Source organism: Paraburkholderia sp. BL23I1N1 (genome assembly GCF_003610295.1).
GTDB lineage: Bacteria > Pseudomonadota > Gammaproteobacteria > Burkholderiales > Burkholderiaceae > Paraburkholderia.
In genome coordinates, this window is the sequence record NZ_RAPV01000002.1 from 640,236 (window position 1) to 666,687 (window position 26,452).

At 63.1% G+C, this 26,452-nt stretch carries 23 protein-coding genes; 7 read left to right on the forward strand and 16 right to left on the reverse strand.

Annotation, left to right across the window (positions count from 1 at the left end; all coding sequences use genetic code 11):
• The first annotated feature begins 251 nt into the window (after positions 1-251).
• The 3 genes from B0G76_RS35520 (at position 252) to icmF (ending at position 6,053) form a co-directional block, all read left to right on the forward strand.
• Complete coding sequence (locus B0G76_RS35520) at positions 252-1,340, forward strand: porin (protein WP_120297428.1); 1,089 nt, start codon at positions 252-254, stop codon at positions 1,338-1,340.
• A 227-nt stretch (positions 1,341-1,567) separates the two neighbouring features.
• Positions 1,568-2,512 carry a LysR family transcriptional regulator gene (locus B0G76_RS35525; protein ID WP_120297429.1) on the forward strand — a complete coding sequence of 315 codons (945 nt, stop codon included), beginning with the start codon at positions 1,568-1,570 and terminating at the stop codon, positions 2,510-2,512.
• Between the two features lie 118 nt (positions 2,513-2,630).
• On the forward strand, positions 2,631-6,053 hold the full coding sequence (gene icmF / locus B0G76_RS35530) for a fused isobutyryl-CoA mutase/GTPase IcmF (RefSeq protein ID WP_120297430.1): 3,423 nt from the start codon (positions 2,631-2,633) through the stop codon (positions 6,051-6,053).
• A gap of 76 nt (positions 6,054-6,129) precedes the next feature.
• Here icmF and B0G76_RS35535 read toward each other — a convergent pair whose 3' ends face one another.
• On the reverse strand, positions 6,130-7,089 hold the full coding sequence (locus B0G76_RS35535) for a nitronate monooxygenase family protein (protein ID WP_120297431.1): 960 nt from the start codon (positions 7,087-7,089) through the stop codon (positions 6,130-6,132).
• A gap of 322 nt (positions 7,090-7,411) precedes the next feature.
• Between B0G76_RS35535 and B0G76_RS35540 the strand changes: the two genes are divergently transcribed.
• A complete protein-coding gene (locus B0G76_RS35540) occupies positions 7,412-8,302 on the forward strand; it encodes an alpha/beta fold hydrolase (RefSeq protein ID WP_120297432.1) in 891 nt (296 codons plus the stop codon).
• 89 nt (positions 8,303-8,391) lie between these two features.
• Here the strand turns inward: B0G76_RS35540 and B0G76_RS35545 are convergent, their stop codons facing one another.
• Positions 8,392-8,862 (reverse strand): Lrp/AsnC family transcriptional regulator, encoded by a 471-nt coding sequence (locus B0G76_RS35545; protein ID WP_120297433.1) that lies wholly within the window; start codon positions 8,860-8,862, stop codon positions 8,392-8,394.
• 114 nt (positions 8,863-8,976) lie between these two features.
• On the opposite strand from B0G76_RS35545, the gene B0G76_RS35550 reads away from it, so the two are divergent.
• Positions 8,977-9,876, forward strand: a complete 900-nt coding sequence (locus B0G76_RS35550; protein WP_120297434.1) for a DMT family transporter — start codon at positions 8,977-8,979, stop codon at positions 9,874-9,876.
• Between the two features lie 361 nt (positions 9,877-10,237).
• Here the strand turns inward: B0G76_RS35550 and B0G76_RS35555 are convergent, their stop codons facing one another.
• The 6 genes from B0G76_RS35555 to B0G76_RS35580 all read right to left on the reverse strand — a co-directional run bounded on the left by B0G76_RS35555 (position 10,238) and on the right by B0G76_RS35580 (position 14,521).
• Positions 10,238-11,158 (reverse strand): MBL fold metallo-hydrolase, encoded by a 921-nt coding sequence (locus B0G76_RS35555; protein ID WP_120297435.1) that lies wholly within the window; start codon positions 11,156-11,158, stop codon positions 10,238-10,240.
• A complete protein-coding gene (locus tag B0G76_RS35560) occupies positions 11,155-11,634 on the reverse strand; it encodes a MaoC family dehydratase (RefSeq protein ID WP_120297436.1) in 480 nt (159 codons plus the stop codon). The genes B0G76_RS35555 and B0G76_RS35560 overlap by 4 nt, the downstream gene beginning before the upstream one ends.
• Positions 11,631-11,858 (reverse strand): DUF1289 domain-containing protein, encoded by a 228-nt coding sequence (locus B0G76_RS35565; RefSeq protein WP_120297437.1) that lies wholly within the window; start codon positions 11,856-11,858, stop codon positions 11,631-11,633. Before B0G76_RS35565 ends, B0G76_RS35560 begins: the two co-directional genes overlap by 4 nt.
• A 4-nt stretch (positions 11,859-11,862) precedes the next feature.
• On the reverse strand, positions 11,863-12,384 hold the full coding sequence (locus B0G76_RS35570) for a YbaK/EbsC family protein (protein ID WP_120297438.1): 522 nt from the start codon (positions 12,382-12,384) through the stop codon (positions 11,863-11,865).
• Between the two features lie 59 nt (positions 12,385-12,443).
• Positions 12,444-13,370, reverse strand: a complete 927-nt coding sequence (locus B0G76_RS35575) for a hydroxymethylglutaryl-CoA lyase (RefSeq protein WP_120297439.1) — start codon at positions 13,368-13,370, stop codon at positions 12,444-12,446.
• Between the two features lie 209 nt (positions 13,371-13,579).
• On the reverse strand, positions 13,580-14,521 hold the full coding sequence (locus B0G76_RS35580) for a glyoxylate/hydroxypyruvate reductase A (RefSeq protein ID WP_120298048.1): 942 nt from the start codon (positions 14,519-14,521) through the stop codon (positions 13,580-13,582).
• Positions 14,522-14,828: 307 nt separating this feature from the next.
• Here B0G76_RS35580 and B0G76_RS35585 point away from each other — a divergent pair, with 307 nt between their 5' ends.
• Complete coding sequence (locus B0G76_RS35585) at positions 14,829-15,431, forward strand: alpha/beta hydrolase (protein WP_120297440.1); 603 nt, start codon at positions 14,829-14,831, stop codon at positions 15,429-15,431.
• 94 nt (positions 15,432-15,525) lie between these two features.
• Positions 15,526-16,551 (forward strand): sulfate ABC transporter substrate-binding protein, encoded by a 1,026-nt coding sequence (locus B0G76_RS35590; RefSeq protein ID WP_120297441.1) that lies wholly within the window; start codon positions 15,526-15,528, stop codon positions 16,549-16,551.
• A gap of 91 nt (positions 16,552-16,642) precedes the next feature.
• On the opposite strand, the gene bioB is transcribed toward B0G76_RS35590, so the two are convergent.
• From bioB to B0G76_RS35635, 8 genes are all read right to left on the reverse strand, one after another.
• Positions 16,643-17,743, reverse strand: coding sequence for a biotin synthase BioB (gene bioB / locus B0G76_RS35595; RefSeq protein ID WP_120297442.1), 1,101 nt, complete (start codon positions 17,741-17,743; stop codon positions 16,643-16,645).
• Between the two features lie 38 nt (positions 17,744-17,781).
• Positions 17,782-18,513, reverse strand: coding sequence for a dethiobiotin synthase (gene bioD / locus B0G76_RS35600; RefSeq protein ID WP_120297443.1), 732 nt, complete (start codon positions 18,511-18,513; stop codon positions 17,782-17,784).
• On the reverse strand, positions 18,510-19,694 hold the full coding sequence (bioF, locus tag B0G76_RS35605; RefSeq protein WP_120297444.1) for an 8-amino-7-oxononanoate synthase: 1,185 nt from the start codon (positions 19,692-19,694) through the stop codon (positions 18,510-18,512). The genes bioD and bioF overlap by 4 nt, the downstream gene beginning before the upstream one ends.
• Positions 19,694-21,043, reverse strand: coding sequence for an adenosylmethionine--8-amino-7-oxononanoate transaminase (bioA, locus tag B0G76_RS35610; protein WP_120297445.1), 1,350 nt, complete (start codon positions 21,041-21,043; stop codon positions 19,694-19,696). Before bioA ends, bioF begins: the two co-directional genes overlap by 1 nt.
• Positions 21,044-22,247: 1,204 nt before the next feature.
• Complete coding sequence (locus B0G76_RS35615; RefSeq protein WP_120297446.1) at positions 22,248-23,537, reverse strand: dienelactone hydrolase family protein; 1,290 nt, start codon at positions 23,535-23,537, stop codon at positions 22,248-22,250.
• A gap of 589 nt (positions 23,538-24,126) precedes the next feature.
• Positions 24,127-24,576, reverse strand: a complete 450-nt coding sequence (locus B0G76_RS35625; RefSeq protein WP_120297448.1) for a YchJ family protein — start codon at positions 24,574-24,576, stop codon at positions 24,127-24,129.
• A 7-nt stretch (positions 24,577-24,583) separates the two neighbouring features.
• On the reverse strand, positions 24,584-25,714 hold the full coding sequence (locus B0G76_RS35630) for an acyl-CoA dehydrogenase family protein (RefSeq protein ID WP_120297449.1): 1,131 nt from the start codon (positions 25,712-25,714) through the stop codon (positions 24,584-24,586).
• A 36-nt stretch (positions 25,715-25,750) separates the two neighbouring features.
• A complete protein-coding gene (locus tag B0G76_RS35635) occupies positions 25,751-26,428 on the reverse strand; it encodes an SDR family oxidoreductase (protein WP_120297450.1) in 678 nt (225 codons plus the stop codon).
• Between the last annotated feature and the right edge of the window lie 24 nt (positions 26,429-26,452).

The window sequence follows — 26,452 nt, forward strand, 5'->3', positions numbered from 1 at the left end:
TTGCGCTGAACCGCGAAGTCCGCGGCGACGCGGCGATAACGTACACGGCCAGCGCTTTATCAGGCCGATAAGTGACAAAACTAATCAGACCGCTATACCCGCAATAACCCACGATATTTTTGTCCATAAAAATGGTCCGCAAAGATGGTCCCGCCCAGATTGGCTCGATGATCGAACGGACAACAACAACGATTCGCGCGAGCTCCCCCTTTCGCACAGCCACACCCTTTTTGACAAAGACAGGAGAACCCATGAAAACAAGCATCAGCAGTGCGCTGAAGACCACCCTCAAGGCAACCGCGTGTGCCGCTCTGCTGGCCAGTGCATCGTCTGCTTTTGCGCAATCGAGCGTGCAACTCTACGGTCAGGTCGACGAATGGGTGGGCGCGCAGAAATTCCCAGCCGGCAAGACGGCAGTGCAGGTGTCCGGTGGCGGCATGTCGACGTCGTACTGGGGCTTGAAGGGGGCCGAAGATCTGGGCAACGGCTACAAGGCGATCTTCACGCTGGAAGGCTTCTTCCGTGCGCAGAACGGCCAGTACGGCCGCTTCCAGGGCGACACGATGTTCTCGCGTAACGCGTACGTCGGTATCGAATCGCCGTACGGCACGGTGACGGCCGGCCGTCTGACCACGCCGCTGTTCGTGTCGACGATCCTGTTCAACCCGTTCATCGACTCGTACGTGTTCTCGCCGATGGTGACCCACGTGTACCTTGGGCTCGGCACGTTCCCGACGTACTCGACGGATCAGGGCGTGACGGGCGATTCGGGCTGGAACAACGCAGTGTCGTACTCGTCGCCGAACTTCGGCGGCCTGTCCGCTACGGCGATGTACGCGCTCGGCAACACGGCGGGTCAGAACGGCTCGAAGAAGTGGAGCGGCCAGGTGCTGTATTTCCACGGCCCGTTCGCGGCGACCGCGGTGTACCAGTATGTGAACTTCAACAACACGCCGGGCGACCTCGGCAGCTTCGACTCGTCGGGCGTTCCGGGCCTGAAGAGCCAGAGCGTGGCGCAAGCCGGCGTCTCGTACGACATGAAGTTCGTAAAGTTCTTTGGCCAGTACATGTACACGTACAACCAGCAGACCATTTCGAGCTGGCATGTGAATACGGCGCAGGGCGGCGTGTCGGTCCCGGCCGGCCCGGGTACGGTGATGGCGTCGTACGCCTATTCGCGCGACGGCGGTGGCCTCGACCAGACCCGTCAGACGGCTGCGCTCGGCTACGACTATCCGCTGTCCAAGCGCACGGATATCTACGCGGCTTATATGTACGACAAGATCTCCAGCCAGACGAGCGGCAACACGTACGGCGTCGGTCTGCGCGCGAAGTTCTAAACGTCTGGGTCAAGGCGGGCGGTGCTTGCGAGCAGGTGCCGTGCGACGCCGACCCTGTCGAGACAGGTAACATCGGCAAAGCCCATCTTCCCTGGAAGATGGGCTTTGTCGTTTCTGGTGTCCGCTTCCGGCACCCGCCTCCGGAGCCCCATCTCCCCGATTTGCCGACCAGCTTTTGATAAACCCGGCAAAATGGCGCCGATTGATTCCTGAAGCGAGCGATTGAGATGGATACCCTCGTCAGCATGAAAGTGTTCCGCCACGTGGTCGAAGTCGGCAGCTTTGTCGGCGCGGCCGAGCGGATGGAGATGTCGGCGGCGATGGCGAGCAAGCACGTGATGCACCTCGAACAGCAGCTCGGTGCGCGCTTGCTGAACCGCACCACGCGTCGTGTCGCGCCGACCGAGGCGGGCCGCGAATACTACGAGCGTCTGAGCCAGGTGCTCACCGAACTCGACGAAGCCGGGCAGGTGGTCGGCGCGGCGAGCGTCGTGCCGCAAGGGCGTTTGCGGGTGTCGTCGTTGTCGGCGTTCGGCTTGAGCCACGTGATGGCCGCGGTGGCCGACTACGCCGAGCAGTATCCGCAAGTCACCGTCGACATGACTCTGTCCGATCGCGTGGTCGAACTGATCGACGAAGGCTTCGACGTCGCGATCCGCGCTTCGCCGGGCGGGCTGAAATCGTCTTCGCTGATCGCCCGGCAGATTGCGACCGCCCATCTGGTGCTGTGCGCCTCGCCGGCCTATCTGCGGAAGCACGGCACGCCGAAGACGGTCGCCGATCTGGCGCGTCACAACTATCTGCAATACGCGGGCGTGGCTCCGCTGGAAGTCGCGACCGCCACCGGCAACGGGAACGGCACGCCGCGCGTGCGTCTGTCCGGCAATCTGATCGTCAACCACCTGGAGGCGCAGCGCGTGATCGTGCTGCAAGGCGCGGGCATCGCGATGCTCGGCACCGAGGTGATCGGCGACGATCTGGCTACGGGACGCCTTGTGCCGCTGCTGGTGGACGACGTGCCGCCGCGCGAGTTGCCGATCCACGTGGTCTATGCGAGCCGCCGGCATCTGTCGGCCAAGGTGCGTTCGTTTGTCGACTTCCTGGCCGAGCGGTTCGCGAACGAATCGCTTTGGCCTTCGCTCGAGCAGATCAAGGCGCTCGCGATGCGATAGGCACGTTGCGCGGCTACGCGAGGCCGGTGCGCAAGCGTGCCGAGTAGCCCGATCAGGCTCCACCCCCATTTCGCTATACTGGTTGCAGCACCCATACGCGTAACGATCTGGGGGAGACATGACCGATCTGTCCACGCCGCAGCGCGCCGGTGGCCACAAGCTGCCCGCGGGCCGGCGCCTGCGCTTTGTCACTGCCGCCGCCTTGTTCGACGGCCACGACGCGTCGATCAACATCATGCGGCGCATTCTGCAAGCGAGCGGCGTCGAGGTGATCCACCTCGGCCACAACCGCTCGGTCGATGAAGTCGCCACCGCCGCACTGCAGGAAGACGCCGACGGCGTCGCGGTGTCGAGCTATCAGGGCGGCCACAACGAATACTTCCGTTATCTCGTCGATCTGCTGCGCGCGCGTGGCGGCGAGCGCATCAAGGTATTTGGCGGCGGCGGCGGCGTGATCGTCCCCGAAGAAATTGCCGAACTCGAACGGTACGGTGTCGAGAAGATCTATTCGCCGCATGACGGCCAGCGTCTCGGTCTGCAAGGCATGATCGACGACATGATTGCGCGCTGCGCTGAAGTCGTGCGCGCCGCTGCAGCCGTACGGAAGAGCCCGATTGGCGAGTGGGTGGGTGATTTGTCGGCGTGTGGGCTGCCGCGGTTCGAACCGGGTGCAGCGTCGCGCATCGAGTCAAATGCCGATGATCGCGCCAACGCACGCGATTCTTCCGCTACAGCCGAACATCCCGACCCAGCAGCCTTCACTTTCCGCCGCCTTGCCCAACTGATCAGCGCGTATGAAGCGGGCCGCGTCAATTCGGCCGAGCAGGAAATACTATCGGTCCTTGCACAGGCGATCGAGGTCCCCGTCCTCGGTATCACCGGCACCGGCGGCGCCGGCAAATCTTCGCTCACCGACGAACTGATCCGCCGCTTTCGCCTCGATTATGGCGACGCCCTCACCATTGCCGTGCTGGCGATCGACCCGTCGCGCCGTAAATCCGGCGGCGCGCTGCTCGGCGACCGTATCCGCATGAACGCAATCGGCGATTGGGGCGGCGGCGCGCGCGTCTACATGCGCTCGATGGCGACACGCAACGCATCGAATGAAATTACCGATTCGTTGTCCGACGTGCTCACGCTGTGCAAGGCCGCGGGCTTCGATCTGATCATCGTGGAGACGTCCGGGATCGGGCAGGGCAATGCGGCGATCGTGCCGTTCGTCGACGAATCGCTGTATGTGATGACGCCGGAATTTGGCGCGGCGAGCCAGTTGGAGAAGATCGACATGCTCGACTTCGCCAGCTTCGTCGCGATCAACAAGTTCGACCGTAAAGGCGCGCCGGATGCGTTGCGCGATGTCGCCAAGCAGGTGCAGCGCAATCGCGGCGACTTCGCGAAGTCGCCCGGCGCGATGCCGGTGTTCGGCACGATCGCCTCGCGCTTTAACGACGATGGCGTGACCGCGCTTTATCAGCACGTGGCCGATGCGCTGCGCACGCATGGCCTGCGTTCGGGCGGAGGCCGTCTGCCTGTGCTTGATGACCTGCGCCATTCGAGCGGGCGAAATGCCATCGTGCCCCCGGCACGCGTGCGCTATCTCGCGGATGTCGCGCAGACCGTCCACGCGTACCGCGAGCGTGCCGACGCGCAAGCGCGCATCGCACGTGAGCGCTGGCAACTCGTCGAAGCGCGGCGGATGCTCGACGAAGCTGATGCAGGCAACCCCAACTCAACCCAACTCGACACAGTCATCGCCCAACGCACCGCCGCCCTCGGCGAACGCGAACGCAAGCTCCTCGACGCCTGGCCGCAAACCGTTGCCGCCTATTCCGGCGACGAACACATCGTCAACATACGCGACCGCGACATTCGCACCGCGCTCACCGTTACGACACTATCCGGCTCCAGGGTCCGCAAAGTCGCGCTGCCGAAATTCGTCGACCATGGCGAAATCCTGCGATGGCTGATGCTCGACAATCTCCCCGGCTACTTTCCGTTCACCGCGGGCGTATTCCCGTTTCGCCGCGAAAACGAAGACCCGACGCGGATGTTCGCCGGCGAAGGCGATCCGTTCCGCACCAACCGCCGCTTCAAAATGCTCTCCGAAGGCATGCCGGCCAAACGTCTTTCCACGGCCTTCGATTCGGTCACCCTCTATGGCGAAGAGCCGCACGAGCGCCCCGACATCTACGGCAAGGTGGGCAACTCGGGCGTCTCCGTCGCGACGCTCGACGATATGAAAGCGCTCTACGACGGCTTCGATCTGTGCGCGCCCGAAACGTCGGTATCGATGACGATCAACGGCCCAGCGCCGACGATTCTCGCGATGTTCTTCAACGTCGCGATCGATCAGCAGATCGCGCGCATGACGCAGCAGCAAGGTCGCCCGCTGACGGAGGACGAACTCGCAGCCGCTCGCCGCACCGCGTTGGAAAACGTGCGCGGCACGGTACAAGCCGACATCCTGAAGGAAGACCAAGGCCAGAACACCTGCATCTTCTCGACCGAGTTCAGCCTGAAAGTGATGGGCGATATTCAGGCGTACTTTGTCGAACACCGCGTGCGCAATTTCTATTCGGTGTCGATCTCCGGCTATCACATCGCCGAGGCCGGCGCGAATCCGATCTCGCAGCTCGCCTACACGCTCGCGAACGGCTTCACCTATGTCGAGGCCTATCTCGCGCGCGGCATGTCGATCGACGACTTCGCGCCGAATCTGTCGTTCTTCTTTTCGAACGGCATGGACCCGGAATACACGGTGCTGGGCCGTGTCGCGCGACGCATCTGGGCCATTGCCATGCGCGAGCGCTACGGCGCGAACGAACGCAGCCAGAAACTCAAGTATCACGTGCAGACCTCGGGCCGCAGCCTGCACGCGCAGGAGATCGACTTCAACGATATCCGTACCACGCTGCAAGCGCTGATCGCGATCTACGACAACTGCAATTCGCTGCACACCAATGCATTCGACGAAGCGATCACCACGCCCACCGAAGATTCGGTGCACCGCGCGGTCGCGATCCAGTTGATCATCAACCGCGAATGGGGGCTGGCGAAAAATCAGAATCCGAATCAGGGCAGCTTCGTGATCGAGGAACTGACCGATCTGGTGGAAGAAGCGGTGCTGGCGGAATTCGATCGACTGACTGAGCGCGGCGGCGTGTTAGGCGCAATGGAAACGGGTTATCAGCGCGGACGCATTCAGGACGAATCGATGCTGTACGAGCATCGCAAACACGATGGTTCGTATCCGATCGTCGGTGTGAACACGTTTTTGAGCGCGCATCCGCATGAAGCGCCGCCGCCGATCGCGCTCGCCCGTTCAACCGACGAAGAAAAACAGAGCCAGTTGAAGCGTCTGCGCGATTTTCAGGCGCGGCACCAGCACGATGCACCCGCTGCGCTTGAACGCCTGAAGCGCGCGGTGATCGACGATGACAACGTGTTCGCCGTGCTGATGGACGTCGTGCGTGTCTGCTCGCTCGGGCAAATCACGCACGCGTTGTTTGAAGTGGGCGGGCAGTACCGCCGCAATATGTGAAACCGAAGCTTGCTGGGCTGCGGCTTCGCTCCGGGCGGAACCGCAGCAGTACCGTCACCCATGCACGCGCGGCGCCTTACCGCGCGATGCCGAGCCGCGCTTTCGCGTCGTCATATTCCTTCGTCAAACGCTGAACCAGCTCACCCACGCTCGGCACGTCGTCCATCAGGCCGACGCCCTGGCCTGCGCCCCAGATGTCTTTCCACGCCTTCGCCTTGTCGCTGCCGAAGTTCATCGCGGTCTTGTCCGATTCCGGCAGCGCTTCCGGGTCCAGCCCCGCGTTCACGATACTTTCGCGGATGTAGTTGCCGTGCACGCCGGTGAACAGGTTCGTGTAGATGATGTCCGACGCCGTGGAATTGACGATCGCCTGTTTATAGCTGTCGACCGCGTGCGCTTCTTTGGTCGCGATGAAACGCGTGCCCATGTAGGCGAGGTCCGCGCCCATGGCCTGCGCGGCGAGAATCGAGCCGCCGTTGGCGATCGAGCCGGACAGCACGATCGGGCCGTCGAACATGCGCCGCACTTCGCCGACCAGCGCGAACGGTGAGGTCGTGCCCGCATGGCCGCCGGCACCCGACGCCACCAGGATCAGCCCGTCGACGCCCGCTTCCAGCGCCTTCTGCGCATGCCGCAGGTTGATCACGTCGTGCAGCACGATGCCGCCGTAGCTGTGCACCGCGTCGACGATCTCACGCGCCGGCGCGCGCAGGCTGGTGATGAAGATCGGCACCTTATGTTCGACACACACCCGCACGTCGTGCTCGAGCCGCGTATTCGACTGATGGACGATCTGGTTGACCGCGATCGGTCCGATGATCGCGTCGGGGTGAGCCGCCTTGTGCTCGGCGAGCTGCGCCTGAATCTGCGTGAGCCATTCGTCGAGCAGTTCAGCCGGGCGTGCATTCAGCGCGGGGAACGACCCGACGATGCCGGCCTTACATTGAGCCAACACGAGTTCGGGATAGCTGACGATAAACATCGGCGAAGCGACGACGGGCAACGCGAGTTTTTGCAGGACGGCGGGCAATGCCATGGTGCGAGTCTCCTGATGAACGGACCGGTGCGGTGTAGAGCGCCCGGCAATATTGAGTTTAGCGGCACATGGCCGGTGGTGCGCCGCGACTGACCGATGGCATACAGCCGCCTCGATCCCGCTACGCGTTTGCCACGCATTTGCCACGGTCGCCCAAAAATTTAAGAACGATCGTTCGATTATAGGGCAAGCGACCGTATCGTGTCCGTTCGAAACAGTTGGAAGGAGTGTTCAGGTTCTATGCTTGCGTGGGCTATCCCACCCCGCGCCGACACATTGCGCTCATACAATGCTTTGACTCCCAAACGACACGAGACCCGCTATGGCCTTCGAGGATTTCACGCCTTTTCGCGTTGCCGTGGGCGACGTCGATATTTTCGGAGTGAAGGGCGGGGCAGGGCCGCCCCTTCTGTTGCTGCACGGCCACCCGCAGTCGCACCTGATCTGGCAGCGGTGCGCGGCGCAACTGGCGGAACACTTCACCGTCATCGCCACCGACTTGCGCGGCTACGGCGCCTCGGGCAAACCGCCGAGCGACGCCGATCACACGCCGTATTCCAAACGCGCAATGGCTGCCGATCAGGTCGCCGTGATGCGCTACTTCGGTTTCGAACGATTCCTCGTGTGCGCGCATGATCGCGGCGCCCGGGTCGCGCACCGGATGGCGCTCGATCATCCCGACGCCGTCGAGCGTTTGATGCTGCTGGACATCGCGCCGACGCTCGCGATGTACGAAGCCACCGACCGCACCTTCGCAACCTTTTACTTCCACTGGTTCTTCCTGATCCAGCCGGAGCCGCTGCCGGAGACGCTGATCGGCGCGAACCCGGCCGCGTATGTCGACTCGGCGATGGGGAGCCGTCACGCGGGCCTGGCGCCGTTCGCACCCGAAGCGCTTGACGCTTATCGCAGCGCGCTGGCGCAACCCGGCGCCGTGCATGCGATGTGCGAGGACTACCGGGCGTCGGCGAGCATCGACCTCGAACACGACCGGACCGACATCGAGCGCGGCCACAAGATCGGCTGTCCGCTGCGCGTGCTGTGGGGCGAGCAGGGGGTGATCGAGAAGTGCTTCGATGCGCTGGCGGAATGGCGTCACGTCGCACGGGATGTGAGCGGGCGCTCATTGCCATGCGGGCATTACATTCCCGAAGAAGCGCCGGACGAACTGGTGGCGGAAATGCTGTCGTTCTTCGAAGCGGTCGAACAGTAAGCGGAACAATAAGCGGTTTTGTTCATACGCAATGCGGCCGCCGTTCGCTCAGGCGCAAGGTGACGCGGCCGCGCAGCCGTTTCTTTCTCTCAGCCGAGCGGCGGCAAGCGGCGCGCGACCGGCGTCGACTTGACGATTGCGGTGCTGGTCTCCGCGCGCTCGGTGACTTTCGACAGAATCTCGTCGAGCTGCTCGATCGAATGCAGACAGAGGCGGCAGATGAAGCAATCGTCGCCCGTCACCTTGTCGCATTCGACAAATTCCGGAATTCGCCGGATCACCTCTTCCACCAGATGCAACTGTCCGGGCAAGGGCTTCACGCGCACGATCGCCTGCAGCGTGAAGCCGAGCGCCCGTGGATCGATCTGCACGGTGAAGCGCTCGATCACGCCCTGCGCTTCGAGCCTTCGCACGCGCTCGGCCGTACTCGGCGCCGACAGGCCAACCAGACGCGCCAGTTCGCTGACCGGCTGGCGGGCGTCCGCAGCCAGCGCGGCGAGCAGCGCGCGATCGGTTTCGTCGAGTGTCGCGGGCGTGGTGGGAGCAAGGCGTTTGGTCATGACGGCCTTCGATTATTAGGTTCCTTCCTGGCAAGACCTAAGTTTAGCCATGTATTCAGGCGATCGGATTAATTACACTGCTTCTCATGCAGGAATCAATCCGAGGATCGAATCATGGCGTCAAATGAGATTCGCCGCGGCGCGGCGGAAATGACCATGGCCATGCTGATGTCCGGCACCATCGGCTGGCTGGTGGTGTCGTCGCAGCAGAGCCCGTTCAACGTGGTGTTCTTTCGCTGCATCTTCGGCGGCGCGACACTGGCGCTCGTGTGCGCCGTGCTCGGCCTGTTCAGGCGCAAGCTCTTTTCGTGGAAGATGCTCGGCCTCGCGCTGCTCGGCGGCGCGGCGATCGTCATCAACTGGGTGTTGCTGTTCGCGGCCTATTCGCGCGCGTCGATCTCCATGGCAACCGCCGTCTACAACACGCAGCCGTTCATGCTGGTCGCGCTCGGCGCCTTGGTGTTTCGCGAGCGCATCAGCGCGTCGACGGTGGCCTGGCTCGTGATCGCGTTCATTGGCCTCGTGTTCGTGGTGAAGGTCGAACCGGCGGTGTTGGCGGTGCCGGGCCAGTATCTGACCGGCGTCGCCTATGCCGTGGGCGCGGCGGCAATGTATGCGGTCTCGTCGATCATCACGAAGCGCCTGAAGGGCACGCCGCCGCATCTGATCGCGCTGATCCAGGTGTCGCTCGGCGTCGTGATGCTGGCGCCGTTCGTGCGCTTCGATGCGCTGCCGGCGAGCGGCGTGCAGTGGTTCGAATTGATCGTGCTCGGTGTCGTCAATACGGGGCTCATGTACGTGCTGCTCTACGGCGCGATCCAGAAGCTGCCGACTTCGATGACCGGTGCGTTGTCGTTCATCTATCCGGTGGTGGCGATCATCGTCGACCGGGTGGCGTTCGGGCAGACGCTCGCGTGGATTCAGGTGCTCGGTGCGGTGCTGATCCTGCTGGCAGCGGCCGGCGTGAATCTCGGCTGGCGGATCGTGCCGCAGAAACGTCTGTCATCGACCTGATGGAACGACTGCGATGCCGGCGGATCGAGTGGCAATAGTACGGATTCCGGAGCAAACGGCGCGCCGCATTGTTCATATAGACGGATCAATCACGTCCAACTCACACAACTACGAGGCTTCGTAGCAAAGCCTGTATGCGCGTTTAAAAGGTGTCGTCAAGCTTCTGTAGGGAAATCACCGATGCGGTCCAAAAACCAGCACGCGTATCATTCATAGCGACGCTGATCACGTCCGACAGAATTTCCGCCGCTCGCCTTGATGGTCGAGCGGCTTTCTTTTTGTGGCCACGGTTTTGGTGTTTCGCGTGCGGTACGCGGCTTACCGCTCTTCTCCTGCCGCCCGGCCGCCTATGCCGCCTGCGTCACGTCTGACGCGCGACAATGCGTTCGCCATCGATTTCCAACGGCCCATTCCTGGCCGCTAGCTCCTCGACGATCGTATGCACCAACGTGGACCATTCGCCACGCGGCTTGAGCATCGTAGCGGCGGCGCGCATCACGGCGGCATCGTCGAGCATTCGCAGCAGGGTGTCGAAGCTCATCGCGCGAACTTCGAGCAGCTTGAACACGATCAACACCTTCAACGCATTTTTCGCATTGCGCGCCGGATCGGCGCGTAGCCACGCGACGCGTGAAAACGCCCGCTCAAGCGCCTGCTCGACATTCGTGAAGGGTGCGCCATGGCCAGGGATCACGAGCCGCACGTCGAGATTCGCGATGGTTTCGAGGACCGCCTGTTCTTCGGCGAAACCGCTTTCGCCTTCCAGCTCGGGAAAGATCACGCCGAAGCCGTTTTCCCACAGCGCGTCCGCGCTGATCAGGATGTGCTCGTCCGGGCAGAACAGCATCAGCGAATGCGGATCGTGGCCCGGTGCGCCGAGCACTTGCCAGTCGAGCGCGCCGAGCCGCAGTTGCGCGCCGGGCGCGATCGTCTCGGTGAAGGTGAAGCGCTCGCAGGTCTGACCCGTGGCGTGAAATGTCAAACGGGTTGCGTCCCAGTTGCGCACCGCGTCGGCTTCGGACCCGGGAATCGCGGTGCGGCACGGCCACGCCGACTGCAGGAGCGCGTTGCCGCCGCAGTGATCCGAATGCAGATGCGTGTTGACGATCAGATCGAGCGGTCGGGCGCCGAGCGTTCGCTTCACCAGCGCGAGGGTCTGCGGCGCGTGCGTTGCGTAACCCGTATCGACGAGCGCGGCACAGGCGTCGTCGACCAACAGTACGTTGTTCGACGAAAGCCAGCCGCGTTCGAAGACTCGGATCGATTCCGGTAGCCTGATCATGGTGCGTTTTTGCCCGCGCTTGTGCTTGTATCCGCCGATGCCTCGGGTTTCGGCATCACCAGAATCGTCGACGTGCCGATCAACACGGTGTCGCCGCGCTGATTCGTCACGCTCCCTTCGAGATGCGTCAGATCGCCGTTCAGACTCGGCTTCCAGTAAGCGTCGCGCACGCGCCAGGTGATCGTCAGCGTATCGTTCGCGTGGACCGCTTTTTTCAGCTTGATATCGAACTCGAGTCCGAGCGGTTGCGCGTAGGTCGAGAAATGCGTGGCCAGCAGCGCCATGAAATGCGCTGTGGGCTGCGTGCCGGATGCGATCAAACCGCCGAAGCGGCTTTGCGCGGCGTAGGCGTCGTCGTGATGCAGCGGGTTGAGGTCGTTGACGAGCGTGGCGAACGATTTCACCGATTCCGCCGACAGTTCGAGCGTCGAGCTGAACGTCTCGCCGAGCGTCACGATGCGTGGCGCAGCGTTCATCGCCGCACCTTTGCCTGCCTGGCCATGAACTCCGCGTGACGCTCCTCGATCGCGTCCCGGACGGCGCGCTTCGCGTCGTCGTCGAACAACGACCAGCCGGCGATTTCGTCGATGGTGCGCAAGCACCCTTCGCACCAGCCGGTCGAGGCGTCCATCCTGCACACACTGATGCACGGCGACGGCACGGCAGGCTCGTCGTCTTCGTTATCGATGCCGGCTGTCATCGCTTCACGCCGTCTCGCGCAGCGCCACGTCGATCACCGGCGCGCCCGTCAGCGCAATCAGTTCCTGCGCCGTCAGATTGAACACCGCATGCGGATGACCCGCGGCGGCCCACAGGCTGTCGAGTTCCAGCAGATCGGCATCGATCAGCGTGACGGGTTCCGTCGCGTGGCCGATCGGGCACACGCCGCCGATTGCATAACCGGTTTTCTCGCGGACGAACTTCGCATCCGCACGGCCGATTGCGCCGACTTGCGCCGCGACCTTCTTTTCGTCGACGCGATTCGCGCCGCTCGCGACCACCAGCACTGGTGCGTCGTCTTCGCGACGGCGAAACAGGATCGACTTGGCGATCTGCGCCACCGAACAGCCGAGGCCGGCGGCGGCTTCGGCGGACGTCTTGCCGGTTTCCGGCAGCATCACGATCCGGCCCGCGTGGCCGCGTTCACGCAACAACTGGGCGACGCGGCGCGCCGAGTCGGGTAACGCGGCGAGATCGTCGGATTCGAGAGAAGCGTGGTCCGTCATCGTTCTATGTCCTGAATGGATTGCGATGGGTTGCAACGGGTTGCAGCGGGTTGCAAGTGTCAAACGCAGTTGGCCTGTTCGCTGCGCGCTTTGGCAAGCAATGCCTTGCCGGCGCGCGATACGTTCGGCCGGCCGATCGACGTCGAAATGAAATCGCCGATCGCGACGACCTGCGCGAGGTTGATACCGGTCTCGATGCCGAGGCCGTTCATCAGATACAGCACGTCTTCGGTCGCCACGTTGCCGGTTGCGCCCTTCGCATATGGGCAGCCGCCGAGCCCGGCCACTGAAGCGTGATAGATCTCGATGCCTTCCTGCAACGCCGCGTAGATGTTCGCGAGCGCCTGTCCGTAGGTATCGTGGAAGTGCCCCGACAGACGTTCACGCGGGAACACCTTGGTGACCGCCTCGAATACTTCTTGCGTGCGCTTCGGCGTGCCGACGCCGATCGTATCCGCGATATCGATCTCGTCGCAGCCGAGCGCCGCGAAACGTTCGACCACATCGACCACCGACGCGACCGGCACATCCCCTTGATACGGACACCCAAGCGCGCACGACACGCTGCCGCGAATGCGCAAGCCGTGTTCCTTCGCCGCTTGTGCGACCGGCACGAATCGATCGATGCTTTCCTCGATGCTGCAATTGATGTTCTTCTGCGAGAACGCTTCGCTGGCCGCGCCGAAGATCACGATCTCGTCCGCGCGCGCGGCGAGCGCGCCTTCGAAACCGCGAAGGTTCGGCGTCAGCACCGAGTAGATCGTGCCCGCGTGGCGCTCGATGCCGGTCATCACCTCGCCTCCGTCGGCCATCTGCGGCACCCATTTCGGCGATACGAACGACGCCGCTTCGACGTTGCGAAAGCCCGCCGCCGACAAGCGGTTGATCAGCTCGATCTTGATCGCGGTGGGGACGAAGTCTTTTTCGTTCTGCAGTCCGTCACGCGGGCCGACTTCGACGATTTTGACGCGTTGGGGCAAGGCCATGATGTCTCTCCTGTGTCGACCGGAGTTTGCGCTTTAGCGCATTACTCCGGTCCCATGCAAAGCGGTCGACCGGAGTTTGCGCTTTAGCGCGTTACTCCGGTTCCATGCAATGAGCCCGCGCGTGGCGGTGCTCCTTCAGTTGGATTCGGGGGTGTTCAGAACCCATGCTCAATTGGTGTGTTCAGTTCAGGTGTGTTCAATATCCACCCTCAGTATCCACGCTCAACGTCGACCACGCCGCCCACTGTTTCGCCGCGCATCAGCGCCGCCATTTTCCGTGCAACCTGCGCGACGCTCTCTTCGCGCAAAGTCAGCGCGGACATATGCGGCGTAATCGTAATGCGCGGCTCTCGCCAGAACGGATGATCGGCCGGTAACGGTTCTTCGCGGAACACGTCCAGCGTCGCGGCGGCGAGCTGGCCGCTTGCGAGTGCGTCGAGCAGATCCTGTTCGACCAGATGCCCACCACGTGCGACGTTGATCAGATACGCGCCTTTCGCGAGCCTGGAAAAGGTGCGCTTGTTCAGCACGTCGCCCGTATCCGGCGTATGCGGCAACAGATTCACCAGCACTTTCACGCCGTCGAGAAATGCATCGAACTGCGCCTCACCGGCGAACGCCGTGATGCCGTCGATTTGCCGTGCAGTGCGGCTATAGCCACGCACCGGCATACCGAACGACGCGACCGTTTGCGCGACCTGCGCACCGAGTACGCCGAGGCCGAGCACGCCAACCGTAAAGGTCTCGCGCGGATGCGGATCGAGCACCTTCCAGCAGCGCTCGCTTTGCAGCGTCTGGTATTCGTCGAAACGGCGCAGGTAGCGCAGCACCGCATGCGTCACATACTCGGCCATTTGCGGCGCCATACCGGTGTCTTCGAGCCGGATCAACGGGGCGTTGCGCGGCAGCGTACCGGGGTGCTCGTGTTCGAGCGCGAGGATTGCGTCGACGCCCGCGCCGAGATTGAAGATCGCGCGCAGATCGTCGCGGCCGGCCAGCATCTCACGCGGTGGGCGCCACACAACCGCGAAATCGGCCGGCTCGGTGTCGCCCGTCTGCCATTCGCGCAGTTCGGCTTCCGGCAGCGCGCGGGCGAAGTCGTGAAGCCACGCGGTGGCGTCGTCATGCGGCATGTAGAAGAGGATTTTCATACGGTCCGGAAGGCGCATGCGTTGTCGAGTCGGATGGCAGGAAAGGCCCGGTAGAACGGCTGCAACGCCCGCGGCGCTTCAAACGACGCTTGCGGCATGGGGCCCCTCCTTTTATGGATAGGCTTCATTCTACTTTTTCGACGCGAATCGCGCGCGTTTGCGCACGGACGTGCAGTTTTGGCCAGACATTTACCCCTGGGCATTTACCCCCGGCATTTACCCCATAACCAAAGCACAAAAACTTGGTTCGCCCTTGCGGCGCCCGGCGGGACAATCACCTTCCGGATTCCGGCAGCGAGGGACTGACATGCTTTCATGCACCACATCGACATGGCCGCCGCGGCTCATCACCGTTCCCGGCCTGCACGGCAGCGAGGGCGCGCACTGGCAAAGCTGGCTCGAACGGCAATTCGCGCGCTCGTTGCGCGTCGAACAGGCCGACTGGGACGCGCCGGACGTCGCCGTCTGGGCAAAGTCGTTGCGCGATCTGCTCGCGCGCGAACGAGGGCCGTTCGTGCTGGCCGCTCACAGCTTCGGCTGCCTCGCGGCCGCGCATGCGTTGCAGCAGGCGTCGTATGCGAACGACGTGGTCGGTGTGCTGCTCGTCGCGCCGGCGAGCCCCGAGAAATTTGCCTTCGCCGGTCCGTTCGACGCGCGGCGTCTCGGCGTGCCGTCGATTCTGATCGGCAGCGAAACCGACCCGTGGATGCCGCTCGCCGGTTCGCGCGACCTCGCGCAGCGGTTCGGCAGCGCGTTCGTCAATCTCGGCGACGCGGGGCACATCAACACCGCGGCGGGATACGGCCCGTGGCCGCGTGCCAAGTATTTCATCGACACGTTGGTGCATTGCGCGGCGCCGCTGCGCTTTCGCGAGGAGGCGTTCGAGGTCGCGCAGCACGCGTTTGTTTGAGCGCGAGTGAACCAGTAAGCGATCCGTTAGAATCCCGCTTCACGCCGCACCGTTGTGCGGCCACAGATTTTCATCATCGATAGGCGGGCACAAGATGGCGGGCAAGACGGGGACATCGCGCTGGCTGGCAGCCGGCATGGCGGCAATGACGCTCGCGCTCGGCGGCGTATCGACGGCGCACGCCGACACGTCGCTGCTGAACGTCTCGTACGACGTGACGCGCGAGTTGTACAAGGACATCAACGCCGGCTTCATCACGGCCTACAAGCAGAAGAGCGGCGAGACCGTATCGATTCGCCAGTCGCATGGCGCGTCAAGCGCGCAGGCGCTGTCGGTGCTGCAAGGATTGCAGGCCGACGTCGTGACGATGAACCAGCCGAACGACATCGACCTGCTCGCCGAAAAAGGTCAACTGGTGCCCGCCAACTGGCGTGCGCGTCTGCCGGATGACAGCGCCCCGTACACCACGACGATGGTGTTCCTCGTGCGCAAGGGCAATCCGAAGCACATCAAGGACTGGGACGATCTTGCCAAACCGGGCGTGCAAGTGGTGATCGCCAATCCGAAGACGTCGGGTAACGGCCGCTACTCGTATCTGGCGGCATGGGGTTATCGCAAGCAGCACGGCGGCACCGATGCACAGGTGCTCGACTTCGAGAAGGCGATCTTCAGGAATGTGCCGGTGCTCGACACGGGCGGCCGCGGTGCGACGACGACCTTCACGCAACGCGGTATCGGCGACGTGCTGGTAACGTTCGAAAACGAAGTGTCGTTGATCGACACGGGGGTGGGCGCGGGGAATTTCGAAGCGGTGTATCCGTCGGTGAGCCTGCTGGCTGCGCCGCCGGTGTCGATCGTCGACAAGGTGGTCGACAAGCGCGGCACGCGCAAGCAAGCGCAGGCGTATCTCGACTATCTGTGGTCGCCGGCTGCGCAGGAAATCATTGCGCAACACCATCTGCGTCCGCGTGACAGGAACGTGCTCGCGAAGCACGCAGCCGAGTTCAAGCCGATCAAAACCTTTACCGTCGAAGAGATGTTCGGCAGCTGGCAGAATGCGCAGCAAACGCATTTCTCTGATGGCGGGACGTTCGATCAGATCATTGTGGACAAGAAGTAAATTTTTGCTTGAAAGTAGAAAGGCCACCTCGGAAACGAAGTGGCCTTTTTTATTGCGCGTTTGATCACGCGCGCCTGGTATGCCTGGCTCTTTAGTTCGGCGCGGCGTGCGCGTTGTGATCATGCGCGCACTCACGCTCGCAACCGCTCTGATCCAGCGGCATCTGCTGAGCCGCTTCCGCGCGAATGCCGAGACGTTCGAGCAGCTTGCGATCCGCTTCGGCTTGCGGGTTGCTGGTGGTCAGCAACTGGTCGCCGTAGAAAATCGAGTTCGCGCCAGCGAGGAAGCACATAGCCTGCAACGCTTCGTTCATCTGCTCGCGGCCTGCCGACAGACGCACCATCGCGCGCGGCATCGTGATGCGGGCAATCGCAATCGTACGGACGAATTCGAACGGATCGATGGCTTCGGTGCCGGTCAGCGGCGTGCCTTCCACTTGCACCAGGTTGTTGATCGGCACCGATTCCGGATACGGTTCCATGTTCGCCAGTTGCGCGATCAGGCCGGCGCGCTCACGGCGCGATTCGCCCAAACCGACAATCCCGCCGCAGCACACGTTGATGCCCGCATCGCGCACGCGTTCCAGCGTGTCGAGACGGTCCTGATACGTGCGCGTCGAAATGATCTGACCGTAGAACTCCGGCGACGTGTCGAGGTTGTGGTTGTAGTAGTCGAGACCCGCTTCGCGCAGACCCTGTGCCTGGTGCGTTTCCAGCATGCCGAGCGTCACGCAGGTTTCGAGGCCCATCGCCTTCACGCCGCGGATCATGTCCTTGATCGGTTCGAGGTGGCGGTCTTTCGGATTGCGCCATGCCGCGCCCATGCAGAAGCGCGTTGCGCCGTTGTCCTTGGCGACCTTGGCGGCGGCCAATACTTCATCGACCGGCATCAGCTTGTCGGCTTGCAGGCCCGTGTCGTGATGCACCGACTGCGGACAGTACGCGCAATCTTCTTCGCAACCGCCGGTCTTGATCGACAGAAGCGTCGACAGTTGCACTGTGTTCGCGTCGAAGTGTTCGCGGTGGGTTTGCTGCGCGCGGAACATCAGGTCGTTGAACGGCAGTTCGTAAAGCGCGACGATGTCGGCGACGCGCCACTTGGCTACCGGCTTTGCGTCTGCGGCGGCGTTGTTGGCGTTGTGATTCAAGGCGGCCGTGTCGGCTGCGCCCGAAGCGATGTTCAGTTGCGTCATGTCGTCAATCCTTATGGATGGATAGATGTGATGGTGTTTCAGCGCTGCGCGTGGCGCAGCGTCTGCAGGAGTCGGTTGATGTCGAGTTGATCCGCCGCGAGTTCGGGCGAAGCCGGGCTCAAATGCGGCACGATACCGAGCAGGGGCGCGTCGTGTTCGCGCGCCAGATGCTCGCGAATCGACGCGATGTTTTCGTCGGGGAACGTCATGTCCGGATCGACGCGATTCGCCACCCAGCCGGCAAGCGTCAGCCCACGCGCGGCGATCGCCTCGGCGGTGAGCAGCGCATGGCTGATGCAACCGAGGCGCATGCCGACCACCAGTACGACCGGCAGTTTCAGCGCGACGGCGAGATCGGCCGTGTCCTGCGTGGCGGTCAGCGGCACGCGAAAGCCGCCGACGCCTTCGACCACGACGATCTCCGCCTGCTGCAAAGCTTGCGAATGGCAATCGACGATATGGTCGATATCGAACGTGACGTTTTCCAGTGCGGCGGCGATATGCGGCGCGGCGGGTTCCTTCAGCAGGTACGGCGTGCGAATTGCGGGCGGCAGCAGGACGTTCGACGCGGCGTCGAGTTGATCCGCGTCTTCGTTATGCAACACGCCGTTCACTTCGAACGCACCCGCGGCGATCGGTTTCATCGCGGCGGCTTGCCGGCCTTCGCGAACGAAACCGCGCAGGAGTGCGGCGGACACGAACGTCTTGCCGATTTCCGTGTCGGTGCCGGTGACGAATAGCGACAGCGCGTTTTGACTCGAACGACTCATGCCGCCTTCGCCCCGAGTTGCTGCAAACCGGCTTCGAGCCGGTCCAGGTCCGCTTGCGAATGCGCGGCGGAAAGCGAAATGCGCAGTCGCGACGTACCCACGGGCACGGTCGGCGGACGGATCGCCGGCACCCAGAGACCCGCACGATCGAGTGTGGCCGCGATCTCGAGCGTGGCGTCGTTCGCGCCGATGATGAGCGGTTGTACGGCAGTGTGCGAATCGACCGGCAGCCACGGCGTGGCTTTAAGCATGGCGCGCGTGCGTTCGATCAGTTGCTGGAGATGAGCGCGCCGCGCGTCACCTTCTTCACCGCCGATGATGCGCAGACTCGCCGACACCGCATGCGCCGCAGCGGGCACCGACGCGGTCGTGAAGATGTACGGGCGCGCGCGCTGTACGAGCCACTCGATCACGGTTTCATGCGCGACGACGAATGCGCCCGAAACCCCTGCCGCTTTACCGAGCGTGCCGATCGAAATCAGATTCGGCGAGCGCAATGCGGCCTCGGCGATCGCACCGCGGCCTTGCGGACCGAGCACGCCGAAACCGTGAGCGTCGTCGACGATCAGCCATGCGCCGTGCTGTTCCGCGAGTTCGAGCAAACGCGCGAGAGGGGCGATATCGCCGTCCATGCTAAACACGGTATCGGAGACGATGACTTTGACGTCGGCATTCGACGCGTCGAGCATTGCGCTCAAGGCATCCGTATCGCAGTGCGGATAGATCTGCACGTCTGCACGCGACAGGCGCGCGCCGTCGATCAGCGACGCGTGATTCAGTGCGTCGGAGAAGAGCGTCGTGCCGCGGTCCGCGAGCGCGCTGAGCGTCGCGAGATTCGCCATGTAGCCGGTGCTGAAGTAGAGCGCGCGTGCATTGTCGACGAATCCGCCGGCGAATTCGGCGAGATCGTCTTCCAGTTGCGCATGCGCGCGCGAGTGGCCGCCGAGCAGATGCGAACCGCCGCTGCCCGCGCCATAACGCTGCGCGCCTTCCGCAATCGCGCCGATCAACTGCGGGTGCGCGGCGAGACCGAGATAGTCGTTACTGGCGAAGCCGATGATGGCGCGGCCGTCGACCGTCATGTGCGCGGCGCAGGGCGTGTCGGCCGTGCGACGGCGACGGCGCAGACCGCGCGCGTCGATGTCCTTAAGGCCTTCGGTGAGTGTGTCGAGCAGATGCATTAGCGAGCCTCCGCGAGCGTTGCTTCGAAGGTTTCGCGCGTGCGCGAGGCGAGCAGCGCGATTTCTTCGTCGTCGAGGATGTAGGGGGGCATCAGGTACACCGTCGTCGAAATTGGACGCAGCAGCAGTTCGCGCTGCAACGCGTTTTCGAAGAAGCGACGCGAGAATGTTTTGGCCTGCTGAGCGTCGTCGATCACTGCGTCGAATGCGAAGATCGTGCCGCACTGACGCAGATTGCGTACCTGCTTGTGTTCGGCGAGCGGTGCGAGCGCGGCCTTCAGCTTCGCGGATTTTTGCGCGTTGACGGCGAGTACGTTGTCGGCGGCGAAGAGATCGAGCGTGGCGAGCGCTGCGCGGCACGCGAGCGGATTGCCCGTGTACGAATGCGAGTGCAGGAAACCGCGTGCGGTGTCGTCGTGATAGAAGGCCTCAAAAATTTCGTCACGCGACAGCACGATCGAAAGCGGCAGATAGCCGCCGCTGATGCCTTTCGACAGGCACAGGAAGTCCGGCCAGATGCCGGCTTGTTCGCATGCGAAGAAGGTGCCTGTGCGCCCGCAGCCGACTGCGATTTCGTCGGCGATCAGATGCACGCCGTACTGATCGCACAGCGCGCGCAATCCGACGATATACGACGGATCGTGCATCGCCATGCCGGCCGCGCATTGCACCAGCGGCTCAACGATCAGCGCGGCGATTTTCGTGGCACGTGCTTCGAACAACGAGCGAACGTGATCGAGTGCGCGGCGTGCGACGTCGGCTGCTGTTTCGCCGTCTCGTGCGAGGCGTGCATCGGGCGACGCGACGACGTGCGCGTGGCGGATCAGCGGATCGTAGGCATCTTTGAAGAGGGCGACGTCGGTGACGCCGAGGGCGCCGATGGTCTCGCCGTGATAGCTATTGGCGATGCAGACGAATTCCTGCTTGTCGGCGAAGCCGCGATTGCGCCACGAGTGGAAGCTCATCTTCAGCGCGATTTCGACGGCCGATGCGCCGTCGGACGCGAAGAATGCGTGACCGAGCGTGTTGCCGGTGAGTGCGCCGAGGCGCTCCGCGAGTTCGATGGCTGGCTCGTGCGTGCAGCCGGCGAGCATGGCGTGTTCGAGCGTGTCGAGCTGGTCTTTCAGTGCTGCGTTGATGCGCGGGTTGGCGTGGCCGAACAGGTTGACCCACCAGGAGCTGATCGCGTCCAGATACCGGTTGTTCGCGCGATCGTAGAGCCACGCGCCTTGACCGCGCGCGACCGGCACGAGGGGCAGGCGCTCGTGGTGCTTCATCTGGGTGCAGGGGTGCCAGACGGCACGCAGGCTGCGGGTGATCCAGTCTTCAGGTGATGCTGACTTTTCCAAAGGGTACTCCGGGGTGCTTTTTTTGCCGTTGCACGGCGGGCTTTTTTAGGGCCTTTTCATTCGGGCTGCGGGTTTTTCTTTGCGCTGCGCGCGGCTTTGATTGGCGTAAGGGGTCGAGATTAGCGGTTTATTTCGTGCTGTGCACTAGGGGTTGGGGGGCGGTTTTTGCCTGCGGCGCTGGGGTTTGGGGATGTTCGCTACAGGTGGTTTAAGTTTCGTTCTGAACGTCGCTGATCGGCGGAGTTGACGACGACAAAGTAGTTCGACCTTATGGGCGGGAATTTGGGGGTTTGCTGCGTTTGCTTTGTTTGTTGGTCTGCGTGGCGATTTTGGGGTGTTCGCCCTCGGGCGTTGGCCTTTCCTTGTTTTGTTAGTGGTTTATTAGCGTTGCCCCTGTGCGGGGCGGCACTCACTTCTCTTTGCCGGCCGTGCCGCAAAGAGAAGCAAGAGAAAGCGGCTCAAACCGCTAACTCTTAAGCGGGTCCCCCGCGCAGCCACGGTAGTGGTGCATCTGGAATCCGGGCTCCCGCACATTCGGCGTAAGTGACTAAGGGCTCATCAGCTCCCACTCCGCACTGCGTGCGTCGCGGATGGGTGTGCCTGGGAAACCAAGGCTTCGTTTGCGCGTGGTGGGAACCATCGACTTCGCCTCGGCGCGGTCGGGTCTACGTCGGAAACTCGGGACTTCGGTTGAGGTGCGTGGCTGCCATTTGGCCTTGCCTGAGCGAGGCGCAAAAAATACATCGGTTTCGAGATGTGCCTCCCGGAGCTCCGAGCGGCGACAAGCCGTGGGAGCGTCTGCAGGTGTGAATTCGCACTTCGAATGAAGCGCCGGCGCATTGCAGAAACGTTGGGATGCCCCGGTCAGCCGCGGCGTTGAGCGAGGCGCGAGAAACCGAACAGATGGGCTCTATGAAGTAGGCGTCGGCGCGCGGCAGCGTCGCCGGAAGTATGACGGCCTTGTCACTGACGCAGAATGCGCGAGAGCACGGATTCCAGATGCACCACTACCGCAACTGCGCGGGGGACCCGCTTAAGAGTTAGCGGTTTGAGCCGCTTTCTTTGCTTATCTTTCTTTGCGGCGGCAAAGAAAGTAAGTGCCGCCCCGCACAGGGGCAACGCTAATAGACCACTAAGAAAACAAGGAAAGGCCAACACCCCAAGCGAACAACCCAAAAGCGCCGAGCAGGCAAAAAACCAAACCTCAATTCCGACTAGCAATAGCCCGCCGATCCCCGGCAGCACCAGCACCGGCAGAGCCAGCCGAAGAAGAATCCGCCGTTTGCGAAGACCCAGAACCCCATACAACAGAGTTATCCACCGCATACAACCGGCAAGGCGCCGAACTCTGCTTCTGGCAATTAGCAATAGCCACCGGCATCGGATCGTCGCCACCCTCGGCCCACGACCACGCACCCGTATCCGACACAGCAAAAGCCCGGCTAGGATACTGATGCAGAAAATTACGATATCCATTACGCCCAGCTTCGTCGACATACGGCACAGAGTCGACCGCATCGACAGCAGCAAACCCTGTCGGCTTCGGCAACGAAGGATCCGAAACCCGATACTGCACGGCAGTAGGCATCCCCACCCGAGCAAGGAACGCCTCGACCGCCGGCCACCACACATGCACGCCATCGCGATCGCCCACCAGCCGATGCGCGTCATTCTTGTAGTTGCCGAAATCCACCATCTTCGCGCTCGCGCCATGCGCGGAGTACGCAGCGTACATGCCGGCTACCAGCGGCGCCGTCCACACCGAATCGTTATCGCCATACAACCACAGCGACGGCACCTTCGTTTTCTCGCCATACGCGCCGAATGCGCGCGTCAGGTTGCCCTGCCAGTCGGTGCACGCGTCCTGCCGCAAACCGCCCGAAAAATTGATCAAGGCCCGGACGCCCGGTGCAGCCTCGGAGCCGTACGCCATCGTTGCCAAGCCGCCGTGCGACGTGCCGGCCACCACAATGTGCGCCGTATCCACGTACGGCTGCTTCGACATGTATTCGACCGTCGCGGCCACGTCGCCGGCCTGGCCGACACCATTGCGTTCGACGTCGCAACCGTCCTGCTGATAAGTGCCACCCGAATGGCCAAAGCCCTGGCGGTTCGGCGCCACCACGACGTAACCGCGGCGCACGAATTCGCGCGCAAACGGCAGCGGGTCGCTGCGTTCCTGCGCACGCGGGTCGCCAGGAATCTTGCCGTGGTTGAACACGATCATCGGAAACGGGCCCGCGCCGTCCGGTTTGTAGATCGTCGTTTCGAGCGTGACTGTGCCGGCAGCGTCGACCGGTACACGGATGATCCGCTCGTTGAGGCCGGCGGTGGGCAGATAGACGTCGTCGTCAAGCGCGATACGCGGCACGTGCGCGCGGGTCAGAGGCCCGGCCTGGGTGTCGGCGAGCGGCTCGGCATGCGCGAGCGCGACGGCGCATATCGCCGCTGCACACGTCACCGCACACTTCGCCAGAACCTTGCTGAACACCATCGACACACCTGCCTCAAAAACCTGCCCTGAACGCCGTGTTGCCCTGTCAGCCGAATGCCATTACTGACAATTGCCTTTCATTGGCGTTTTCGACAAACAAAAACACACTCGCGTACGTAGTGCGCCACGCGCACGCACGCTAATCGAGATCGCACGGGATGAACCCAAACGGCCGACGCGACCCCACGCGCCGATGATGAGCGCCACACATATGCCGCCGGGAACCGCCGTCGAATCCTTACTGGAAGGGTATCGGCAGGGCGCCTGCGCATTTTGCGGAATCGGTATGGACCTGTTCTCGCAATGTGACGTCACAAACCTACGGCCTCATCCTGGCACGACAATTTTGTTTTGTGCAATCAAGGAGAACCCGCGACGAAAAAATTGCCGCGTGCGAATCAGTGCGTGTCCTCCCGTCCGAGGGCCCGCAAAGCGCCCGTCGGACGGTGCCTGGCTGCGCGAAGTAATTTGTCGCAACATACGTGCTGTGGTGCCGGGCCAACACGAAAAAAAGCCCTCGCTTGAGGGCCATATGTGATCGCAGTGCCATCTGCGTCGTTGAGTGATGTCAGGCTGTGGAAGATAAATCCTATTCGCTCACGTCACCGTCGACATAGCGCCAGCACCCGTCTTCGCCGCGGACGAAGCGGCTCAGTTCGTGCAGCCGATGAGCACGGCCACCCACCTTGTATCGTGCGACGAATTCGACAGTCGCATGATCGGCGCCGGTTTCTGCGAAGGCCTTGATCTGCAGTCCGAGCCAGCGGGGCGCGTCGGGGTTGGCAGGGTCGGCGTCAAGATCCGTGGGGCAGGTGTGCGGCGACCAGGTCGCGCGCAAATAATCCGTTGCGCCCACAACATACGCGCTGTAGCGCGAGCGCATCAGTTCGAGCGCGCGCGGCGCGGTTTCACCGCCGTCGATATAGCGGCCGCAGCATTGCGCGAAGCGGGGCGGTTTGGCGCCGCTGCGCTGATCGGGTACGGCGCCGCCGCATGGGCAGTCGGCGGGTCGTTGCGTTGACAACAATGGCTTATTCATCAGACTTTCAGGCAAGACCGCGCGCGATCAAAATTTTCTGGATGTCGCTAGTGCCTTCGTAAATCTGGCACACGCGGACATCTCGATAGATGCGCTCGACAGGGAAGTCGCTCAGATAGCCGTAGCCGCCGTGAATCTGCAAGGCGGCCGAGCAGATACGCTCGGCGGCTTCCGAGGCGAACAGCTTGGCCATCGCGGCCTCGGTCAGGCAGGGTTGCCCGGCGTCCTTCAGCGAAGCCGCGTGCCAGATCAACTGGCGCGCGGCTTCGAGTTGGGTCGCCATATCGGCGAGACGGAATTGCACGGCCTGGTGCGAAAACAGCGGCTGGCCGAAGCTCTCGCGTTCCTTTGCGTAACCTAACGCCGCCTCGAACGCGGCGCGCGCCATCCCGACGCTCTGCGCCGCGATACCGATGCGCCCGCCTTCGAGCCCCGATAGCGCAATCCGATAACCTTCGCCTTCCGCGCCAATCAGATTCGCGGCCGGCACGCGGCAGTCTTCAAAAATAATCTGGGCGGTGTCCGACGAATGCTGGCCAAGCTTCTCTTCGACTCGCGCGACGACGTACCCCTTTGTATCGGTCGGCACGATAAACGCGCTGATGCCGCGCTTGCCCGCCGCCTTGTCGGTCACGGCCATGACGATCGCGACGTTGCCGTTCTTGCCGCTCGTGATGAACTGTTTGACGCCGTTCAACACGTAGCCGTCGCCATCGCGGGTCGCGGTGGTACGCAGCGCGGATGCGTCGGAGCCCGCTTGCGGTTCGGTCAGGCAAAACGCGCCGAGCATCTCGCCGCGCGCAAGCGGCGTGAGCCAGTCGCGTTTCTGCGCGTCGTTGCCATAGGTCAGCAGAATGCTGCATACCGGGCAGTTGTTGACGGAGATCGCCGTCGATGTACCGCCGTCGCCCGCCGCGATTTCTTCGAGGATCAGCGCGAGCGCCAGCGCGTCCATGCCGGCGCCGCCGTACGCTTCCGGCACCAGCACGCCATACGCGCCGAGTTCGGCGAGTTGGCGGTGCACGTCTTTCGGAAAGGTGCGCTCGCGATCCCATTGCGCCGCGTGCGGGGTGACCGCTTCGCGGACGAACGTGCGGACCGCGTCTCGGACCATCAAGTGATCCTGATCAAGCACCATGGCGTGGTCTCCTCGTCGGTATTCTCATGTAATTCCTCACCAGTCGAGCGCCGTGCCGTCGTACTGATAGAAGCGGCCGTTGAATGCATCGCGCGACGCCGCTGCCTGCGCGAGCACATCGCGCATGCCTGTGACGCTGCGCGACGGATCGATCGCCGCTTGCGCGCCGCCCATGTCGGTGCGCACCCAGCCAGGGTGCAGCGAAATGCACGTTGCGCGCGTGGTATCTAGCGAGGCGACTTTCAGCGCGTCGTTGAGCGCCGCCTTACTCGCCCGATACAGCCAGCCGGTCGTGCCGCTTGCGTCGCCGATGCTGCCCATCTTGCTCGAAATCACCGCGAATACACCGCCGGCTTCTTCGACGAGCGGCAGCAGGATCGGCATCAACTGCATCGGGCCGCGCACGTTAGTGTGCATGACCTGGTCGAAGTCATCGGCGGTGATCGTTTCGATGTCCTCAGTGCGCGGGCCGTACACGCCCGATACCAGCACCGCCGCGTCGAGCCGTTCGCCGTCGAGCTTCCAGCCGAGCGCGGCGATTTCTTCGGGCGCGGTGACGTCGAGTGAGAAGGTCTCCGCGCCGAGCGCTTTCAGCGCGTCGAGCGCGGCGCCGTCGCGTGCGGTGGCGAGCACGCGCCAGCCGCTTTTCTTGTATTGCCGCACAAACTCCTGGCCGATGCCGCGCGATGCACCGACGATCAACACTGTCTTCATCGAATCACCTCAAGCTATCGAACG

Bases quoted from the DNA above. Each gene is read 5' to 3' on its own strand.
- B0G76_RS35575 (WP_120297439.1), bottom strand. From the start codon at position 13,370: ATGGCCTTGCCCCAACGCGTCAAAATCGTCGAAGTCGGCCCGCGTGAC.
- B0G76_RS35545 (WP_120297433.1), bottom strand. From the start codon at position 8,862: ATGACCAAACGCCTTGCTCCCACCACGCCCGCGACACTCGACGAAACC.
- B0G76_RS35580 (WP_120298048.1), bottom strand. From the start codon at position 14,521: ATGAAAATCCTCTTCTACATGCCGCATGACGACGCCACCGCGTGGCTT.
- B0G76_RS35635 (WP_120297450.1), bottom strand. From the start codon at position 26,428: ATGAAGACAGTGTTGATCGTCGGTGCATCGCGCGGCATCGGCCAGGAG.
- B0G76_RS35570 (WP_120297438.1), bottom strand. From the start codon at position 12,384: ATGACGGACCACGCTTCTCTCGAATCCGACGATCTCGCCGCGTTACCC.
- B0G76_RS35590 (WP_120297441.1), top strand. From the start codon at position 15,526: ATGGCGGGCAAGACGGGGACATCGCGCTGGCTGGCAGCCGGCATGGCG.
- B0G76_RS35585 (WP_120297440.1), top strand. From the start codon at position 14,829: ATGCTTTCATGCACCACATCGACATGGCCGCCGCGGCTCATCACCGTT.
- B0G76_RS35520 (WP_120297428.1), top strand. From the start codon at position 252: ATGAAAACAAGCATCAGCAGTGCGCTGAAGACCACCCTCAAGGCAACC.
- icmF (WP_120297430.1), top strand. From the start codon at position 2,631: ATGACCGATCTGTCCACGCCGCAGCGCGCCGGTGGCCACAAGCTGCCC.
- B0G76_RS35630 (WP_120297449.1), bottom strand. From the start codon at position 25,714: ATGGTGCTTGATCAGGATCACTTGATGGTCCGAGACGCGGTCCGCACG.
- B0G76_RS35525 (WP_120297429.1), top strand. From the start codon at position 1,568: ATGGATACCCTCGTCAGCATGAAAGTGTTCCGCCACGTGGTCGAAGTC.
- B0G76_RS35615 (WP_120297446.1), bottom strand. From the start codon at position 23,537: ATGGTGTTCAGCAAGGTTCTGGCGAAGTGTGCGGTGACGTGTGCAGCG.
- B0G76_RS35540 (WP_120297432.1), top strand. From the start codon at position 7,412: ATGGCCTTCGAGGATTTCACGCCTTTTCGCGTTGCCGTGGGCGACGTC.
- bioB (WP_120297442.1), bottom strand. From the start codon at position 17,743: ATGACGCAACTGAACATCGCTTCGGGCGCAGCCGACACGGCCGCCTTG.
- B0G76_RS35560 (WP_120297436.1), bottom strand. From the start codon at position 11,634: ATGAACGCTGCGCCACGCATCGTGACGCTCGGCGAGACGTTCAGCTCG.
- B0G76_RS35535 (WP_120297431.1), bottom strand. From the start codon at position 7,089: ATGGCATTGCCCGCCGTCCTGCAAAAACTCGCGTTGCCCGTCGTCGCT.
- B0G76_RS35555 (WP_120297435.1), bottom strand. From the start codon at position 11,158: ATGATCAGGCTACCGGAATCGATCCGAGTCTTCGAACGCGGCTGGCTT.
- bioD (WP_120297443.1), bottom strand. From the start codon at position 18,513: ATGAGTCGTTCGAGTCAAAACGCGCTGTCGCTATTCGTCACCGGCACC.
- B0G76_RS35565 (WP_120297437.1), bottom strand. From the start codon at position 11,858: ATGACAGCCGGCATCGATAACGAAGACGACGAGCCTGCCGTGCCGTCG.
- B0G76_RS35550 (WP_120297434.1), top strand. From the start codon at position 8,977: ATGGCGTCAAATGAGATTCGCCGCGGCGCGGCGGAAATGACCATGGCC.
- B0G76_RS35625 (WP_120297448.1), bottom strand. From the start codon at position 24,576: ATGAATAAGCCATTGTTGTCAACGCAACGACCCGCCGACTGCCCATGC.
- bioF (WP_120297444.1), bottom strand. From the start codon at position 19,694: ATGCATCTGCTCGACACACTCACCGAAGGCCTTAAGGACATCGACGCG.